This is a genomic window from Collinsella sp. TF05-9AC (assembly GCF_003438495.1).
GTDB lineage: Bacteria > Actinomycetota > Coriobacteriia > Coriobacteriales > Coriobacteriaceae > Collinsella.
This window is the reverse complement of record NZ_QSSH01000030.1, coordinates 22,525-29,135: the sequence shown is the minus strand read 5'-3', so window position 1 is coordinate 29,135 and position 6,611 is coordinate 22,525. Positions and strand designations below refer to the sequence as shown.

The window sequence follows — 6,611 nt, the reverse complement described above, 5'->3', positions numbered from 1 at the left end:
GGCGCGCAGTGCGCCGACCGCCGATATATGGGGTCTGATGATTTTTACCAGCTAGGGCCTCTTACTCGTCTAGGAGATCCTCTGGCATATCATTGCCGTCGCCCAGGTCGACTGGGGCCTCTTCGGTGTCGACTGCGGCCTCGGCGCCCTCGCCTTCGGGTTTTTCCTTGGCTGCCGTCATGCGGGCTACGGCGCAGATGCGGTCGTTGTCGTCGACGGTCATCATCTTGACGCCCTGGGTGGCGCGGCCAGTCTGGCTGATCTCGTCGGTCTTAACGCGAATGACCGTCGCGCCCTCCGTCACGATGAACAGCTCGTGCTGCGGGCCCACCGTCTTCATTGCCGCGAGGTTGCCCTTGCGCTCGGTCATTTGAATGGTGTAGACGCCCTGGCCGCCGCGATTCTGCTCCGGGTAGTCCGCGACCGGCGTGCGCTTGCCGTAGCCGCGCTCGGTGATGACGAACAGATCACCGTTGCCGTTAGTGACTTCCATGCCCAGAACGCTCACGCCGTCCTTCATACCGATACCGCGAACGCCGCTGGTATCGCGGCCGGTGGCGCGCACCTGCTCCTCGGAGAACATGATCGCCTTGCCTGCGGTGGTGGCCAGGATAATCTTGTCGCCCTCGCGCACGCGGCGCACATTCAGCAGCGCGTCGTCGTCACGCAGGTTGATAGCGATCAGGCCGTCGCGACGGCTGCGGTCATATGCGCTCATCACGGTCTTCTTGACCATGCCGCTCTTTGTGGCAAACATCAGGTACTCGTCGGCCGGGAACTCGCGGCAGCTGATGACGCTCGCGATCTTCTCGCCCTCCTCGAAGGGCAGCAGGTTGACGATCGCGGTACCGCGCGCCTGGCGCGTACCCACCGGCAGCTCGTGCACCTTCAGACGATAGACCTTGCCCTTGCTCGAGAAGAACAGCACGTACTCGTGCGTGGACGCGATGAACATCTCATCGATAACGTCATCCTCTTTGAGGTTGACGCCCGACACGCCCTTGCCACCGCGCTTCTGGGCACGGTAGGCAGCCACCGGGATACGCTTAACGTAGCCGGTGTGGGTGATGGTCACGACCATATCCTCGTCGGCGATGAGGTCCTCGACATCCAGGTCCTTCTCAACCTGGCTGATCTCGGTGCGGCGCTTGTCGCCAAACTTCTTGGAGATCTCGCGCATCTCTTCCTTGATGACGCCCAGGATCTTCTCCTCGTGCGCCAGCAGGTCCTCGTAGTAGGCGATGGCGCGGCGCAGGCCGTCCAACTCTTCTTGGATCTTGTCGCGCTCCAGGCCGGTCAGGCGGCGCAGCTTCATCTCGAGGATGGCCGTGGTCTGCTCGGGCGTAAAGCCAAAGCGCTCGATCAGGCGGCTGCTGGCCTCGGAGTCGGTCTGCGAGGAGCGGATGATGCTAATGACCTCGTCGATATGGTCAAGGGCCATCAGGTAACCCTCGAGGATATGAGCGCGGGCCTGGGCTTTCTTAAGGTCGAAGCGGGTGCGGCGGGTGACGACGTCGACCTGGTGGTCGATGTAGTGCTGCAGCATCTCGCGCAGGCTCAGGCATTTGGGAACGCCGTTGACGAGTGCCAGGTTGTTGGCGCCAAAGGTCGTCTGCAGCGAGGTGTACTTATACAGGTTGTTGAGCACGACCTGCGGAATGACGCCCTTCTTGAGCTCGATGACCAGACGGATGCCCTTCTGGTTGGACTCATCGCGCATATCCGAGATGCCCTCGATGCGTTTGTCGTTGACGAGCTGGGCGATCTTCTCCTGCAGGGTGCCCTTGTTGACCATGTAGGGAATCTCGGTAAAGACCAGGCGGTTGCGGCCGGTCTTGGTGGACTCCACATGTGCCTTAGCACGCACGGTAATGGAGCCGCGGCCGGTCTCGTAGCTCTGCTTAATGCCGGCGCTGCCCATGATGATGGCGCCGGTGGGGAAGTCCGGACCTGGCATGATCTGCATGAGCTCGTCAACGGTGGCGTCGGGGTTGTCGATCAGGTAGCAGGTGGCCTCGATCGCCTCGGTGAGGTTATGCGGGGCGATGTTGGTGGCCATGCCGACGGCGATGCCCTGGCTGCCGTTGACCAGCAGGTTGGGGAAGCGCGCAGGCAGCGCCACGGGCTCGGCAAGCGATTCGTCGTAGTTGGGCTGCCAGTCGACGGTATCCTTCTGCAGGTCGCGCAGCAGTTCCATGGCGGGCTTTGCCAGGCGGCTCTCGGTGTAACGCATGGCCGCCGCGCCGTCGCCGTCGATGTTGCCGAAGTTGCCGTGACCGTCGATGAGCGGCGTGCGCATGGAGAACCACTGCGCCAGGCGGACCATGGCCTCATAGACCGCGGAATCGCCGTGCGGGTGGTACTTACCGATAACTTCGCCGACCGTCCAGGCCGACTTCTTGTGCGGTCGGTTGGGGTAGATGCCGCTCTCGTTCATCGCGTACAGGATGCGGCGGTGCACCGGCTTTAAGCCGTCGCGCACGTCCGGCAGGGCGCGCGCCGTGATAACCGACATCGAATACTCGATGAACGACTGCTTCATCTCGCGACCGAACTCCGAAATCTGGAGCTGGCCGCCGTTGATATCCTCGCCGGCCGAGGCGCCGCGATCGACTTCGCCAAAGCTCTCCTCGAGCTCGGCGTCGTCGTCTTCTTCCTCATCATCATCGGCATCGGGGTTATAGGCGTCCGGATCGCCGTCCTCGCCCTGCTCAGCACGGGCAAGCAGGCGCTTCAGATCATCGGGCATACCGGCATCGCCGGCCTCGTCCATACCCTCGTTATTGTTGATATCGTCTGCCACGTTACCTCCTCTTAAGCGTCAAGGAATCGTGCATCATGTGCATGCTTCTCGATGTACTCGCGGCGATAGCCGACCTCGGAACCCATCAGCTCGCGCACGGCGCGGTCCGCCACCACGGCGTCCTCGATCGACACACGCTGCAGGATGCGGGTCTTGGGGTCCATCGTCGTCGAGGCGAGCTGCTTGGGGTCCATCTCGCCCAGACCCTTGTAGCGCTGGACGGTATAGCCCTTGCGCTTTTTGGTAATCTTGCCGTCCTTGGCCTTGCCGTCCTCGTCGTTATCGTCGGGGTTCAGGCCCAGGCTCTGGATGGTGTCACGCAGGATCTCGTCTTCGGGCTGGCGGCCGTTGGGATACACGTAGTGGATCTTGTTGCGCACCTTAATGCCAAAGATGGGCGGGCAGGCAACATAGACGTAGCCGGCATCGATCAGCGGACGCATGTACTTGTAGAAGAACGTCAGCAGCAGGATGCGGATATGCGCACCGTCGACGTCTGCATCGGTCATGATGATGATCTTGTGGTAGCGCGCCTTGGTGATATCGAAGTCGCCGCCGTCGCCGGCACTCGTCGTGACGCCGCAGCCGATCGCGGTAATCAGCGACTGGATGGTGTCACTCGAGAACGCGCGATGGTCACCAACGCGCTCGACGTTCAAAATCTTGCCGCGCAGGGGCAGAATCGCCTGGATGTCTCGGCGACGGCCGTCCTTGGCCGAACCGCCTGCCGAGTCGCCCTCTACGATGAAGAGCTCGGTCAGCTCGGCATCGCGCACCGAGCAGTCGGCGAGCTTACCGGGCAGGGACGCCGTCTCGAGCAGGCTCTTGCGGCGGGTCGCCTCGCGCGCCTTGCGGGCGGCATTGCGCGCCTTGCAGGCCTGCTGCGCCTTCTTGACGATCTCGCGAGCGGGCTTAGGGTGCTCCTCGAGGTAATCGGCAAGGCCGTCGGTCACGATCTTGAGCGTCAGCGCGCGCATATAGGAGCTGCCGAGCTTGGCCTTGGTCTGGCCCTCAAACTGCGGATCGGGCAGCTTGACCGAGATAACGGCCGAAAGGCCCTCGCGCACATCGTCGCCGGTCAGATTGGCGTCTTTTTCCTTGAGCAGGTTCTGCTTGCGCGCATAGTCGTTGATCACGCGGGTGAGCGCGGTGCGGAAGCCCTCAAGGTGCATGCCGCCCTCGGGGGTGTAGATGTCGTTGGCAAACGACATGACGTTCTCGCCGTAGCCGCTATTCCACTGCAGGGAAACCTCAACCTCGCCCATCTTGGCCACAGGTGCGTCCGGGTCCGATTTGCCCTCGATGTAGATAGGCTCCTTAAAGGCCTCGGGGACGTCCTTGCCCTCGTTAAGGAACTTGACGAAGTCGATGATGCCACCCTCGTAGCAAAACTCCTCCACGTGGGGAGTAGACTCGCGCTCGTCAGTCAGCACGATTTTGAGGTTCTTATTGAGGAACGCCGTCTCCTGCAGACGGTTGTGCAGCGTATCGAAATCGTAGATGCATGTCTCGAAGATCTCGTCGTCGGGCCAGAAGGTGACGGTGGTGCCCGTCGAATCCGAGGTGCCCACGACCTCCATCTTCTTAACGGTCTTGCCGCGCGAGAACTCCATCTCGTAGGTGTTGCCGTCGCGACGAACCTGAACGACCACGCGCTTGGACAGTGCGTTGACGACGGAGATGCCAACGCCGTGCAGGCCGCCCGAAACCTTATAGGCCGAGTTATCGAACTTACCGCCGGCGTGCAAGATCGTCATGACGACCTCGAGCGTCGGGATCTTTTTAACAGGGTGCTCGTCGACGGGGATGCCGCGCCCGTTGTCGACGACCGTGATGGAGTTGTCGGCGTGGACCGTCACCTGGATCTCGGTGCAGAAACCGGCCATGGCCTCGTCGACGGAGTTGTCAACGATCTCCCACACCAGGTGATGCAGACCGCTGGCGCTCGTCGAGCCGATATACATGCCCGGGCGCTTACGAACGGCCTCGAGACCTTCGAGAATCTTAATCTCGCCGCCATCGTAATCGTTTTCGTTTGCCACACGTCCTCCTTCAGTCAAGAAAATGTGTACAGCCTTACTAGTTTATCGTAAAAAAATACCCTCGGGAACGAGGGTATTTGGCTCTACAAGGCCACCAGATGCGATTTAAGGCTCTTTTTTGCTTTCTACGCCCTTGGCCCACTCGGCACTGGCTCTCATGGCATTCTCGAGGGCCTCGCGCAGTTTTTGGTCTTCGATGGGCGCCACTTGGCGCTCAATCTCGGTGCGCTCGGCCTCACTTAGGTCGGCGTGCGGGGCCGGCGGGCGCTCGGTCGTCGCCGGGCGCAGGCGCTGCTTGGCGGCGGGCGGCGTGTGACCCGGCGCGGTGGTTTTGAACACCAGGCCGTCCACATGCGCACCGGCGCGCTCCATGCGCGCGCGGATGATCTCGCGCAACAGCGTCATTTCCTGCGTCCACGAGGGCGAATCGAGATATACCAGCAGCTCATTGGACTCGGGCAGGTAGCGCAAGCCCGTCACATGCCGCCCCTCGCGCGTGCCCGAGCACACCGCGTTCCACGCGCGATAGACCGCGCGCGACTCCTCGGCAGCCTCCATCTGCGCGCGGCGCTCAGGTGTCGCGGCCGCCAGGATGCGCTGACGCTCTGCGTTCAAAAATCCACTGAAGGCAACCGTTTCGCTCTCGCGCTCGTAATTAGCACGTCTCACCCATGCTCACCACCTTGGCTCGATCAAGCAGGTCATCGGTAAAATACCCCAGGTTGGTCGTGGTTATGACCGTCTGGATATCATCGCCGATCAGCCGCAGAAAAGCACCGCGGCGTTCGCCGTCGAGTTCGCTCATCACGTCGTCCAAAAGCAGCAACGGGGCGGTGCCCAGGACATCGCGAGCCACGGCCACCTCCGCCACCTTCCAGGCCAGAACCAACGTTCGCTGCTGACCTTGGCTGGCAAATGAACGGGCGGAGCGACCCGCCACGGTAAACTCAATCTCATCGCGATGCGGTCCCACCAACGTCACGCCGCGGCGAATTTCCTCGTCGGCGTGCTCATCAAGGGCAGCCAGCATGCGCTCGTACGCCCAGCCCTTCAGCTCTTCGCGATCATCGACCTGGGGCAAATCCCCCAGCGTGGACGTATAGGTCACGTTGGCAGCCTCACCGGATGCCACTTGCCCGTAGGCAGTGTGCACATGGCCCGCCAGCCGGTCGAGCAGGGCCAACCGGTGCACAAGCAGGGCCGAGCCCGCGCGGGCAATCGAATCGTTCCACGCGCCGAGCATCTCGCGACAGCACCAGGTCTCCTTGAGCAGGGCGTTACGCTGGGTCACGCAGCGTCCATAGGTGCTCGCAAGATCGGCATAACGTGCGCTCAGCTGCATGCCAAAGTCATCGAGGGCGGCGCGGCGCACACTGGCGCCTCGCTTAACCATGTCCAGATGGTCGGGGCAAAACAGCACGCTCGGCAGAGCCCCGCGCACACCGGCGGCAGAGCACCTCTTGCCGTTGCGGCTAAACGAGCGCTTACCGTCCTCCACGCTCAATCCCATATCAAGCACGCGGCCGTCGCCCTCGAGCCTCAGCTCGACCTTGCACGAGCCCACGCCATCATGGACGAGCTCGGCTGCGGTCGGATGCCTAAACGAGGCGCCGCTCGTCAGCAGCTGCAGCGCCTCTATGAGATTGGTCTTTCCCGCCGCGTTGGGTCCCGCAAGTATCGTCACGCCCTCGTCCAGGGCAAGGCGATAACTATCGAAGCTGCGGTAGTGCGCGACGGAAAGATCGCGGGCGAACATGGTCATAGGG

4 protein-coding genes are annotated in these 6,611 nt (G+C 62.3%); all 4 read right to left on the bottom strand.

From position 1 onward, the window contains the following. Positions 1-61: 61 nt before the first annotated feature. On the bottom strand, positions 62-2,773 hold the full coding sequence (gene gyrA / locus DXC52_RS08210) for a DNA gyrase subunit A (RefSeq protein WP_117746868.1): 2,712 nt from the start codon (positions 2,771-2,773) through the stop codon (positions 62-64). Between the two features lie 41 nt (positions 2,774-2,814). Continuing rightward, positions 2,815-4,845, bottom strand: coding sequence for a DNA topoisomerase (ATP-hydrolyzing) subunit B (gene gyrB / locus DXC52_RS08205; protein ID WP_022094340.1), 2,031 nt, complete (start codon positions 4,843-4,845; stop codon positions 2,815-2,817). Between the two features lie 105 nt (positions 4,846-4,950). Next, complete coding sequence (locus DXC52_RS08200; protein ID WP_117746866.1) at positions 4,951-5,514, bottom strand: DciA family protein; 564 nt, start codon at positions 5,512-5,514, stop codon at positions 4,951-4,953. After that, positions 5,501-6,607 (bottom strand): DNA replication/repair protein RecF, encoded by a 1,107-nt coding sequence (locus DXC52_RS08195; protein WP_117746865.1) that lies wholly within the window; start codon positions 6,605-6,607, stop codon positions 5,501-5,503. Before DXC52_RS08195 ends, DXC52_RS08200 begins: the two co-directional genes overlap by 14 nt. Between the last annotated feature and the right edge of the window lie 4 nt (positions 6,608-6,611).

Excerpts from the sequence above, each read along its gene's own strand:
- gyrA (WP_117746868.1), bottom strand. The coding sequence starts at position 2,773 with ATGGACGAGGCCGGCGATGCCGGTATGCCCGATGATCTGAAGCGCCTG.
- DXC52_RS08195 (WP_117746865.1), bottom strand. The coding sequence starts at position 6,607 with ATGACCATGTTCGCCCGCGATCTTTCCGTCGCGCACTACCGCAGCTTC.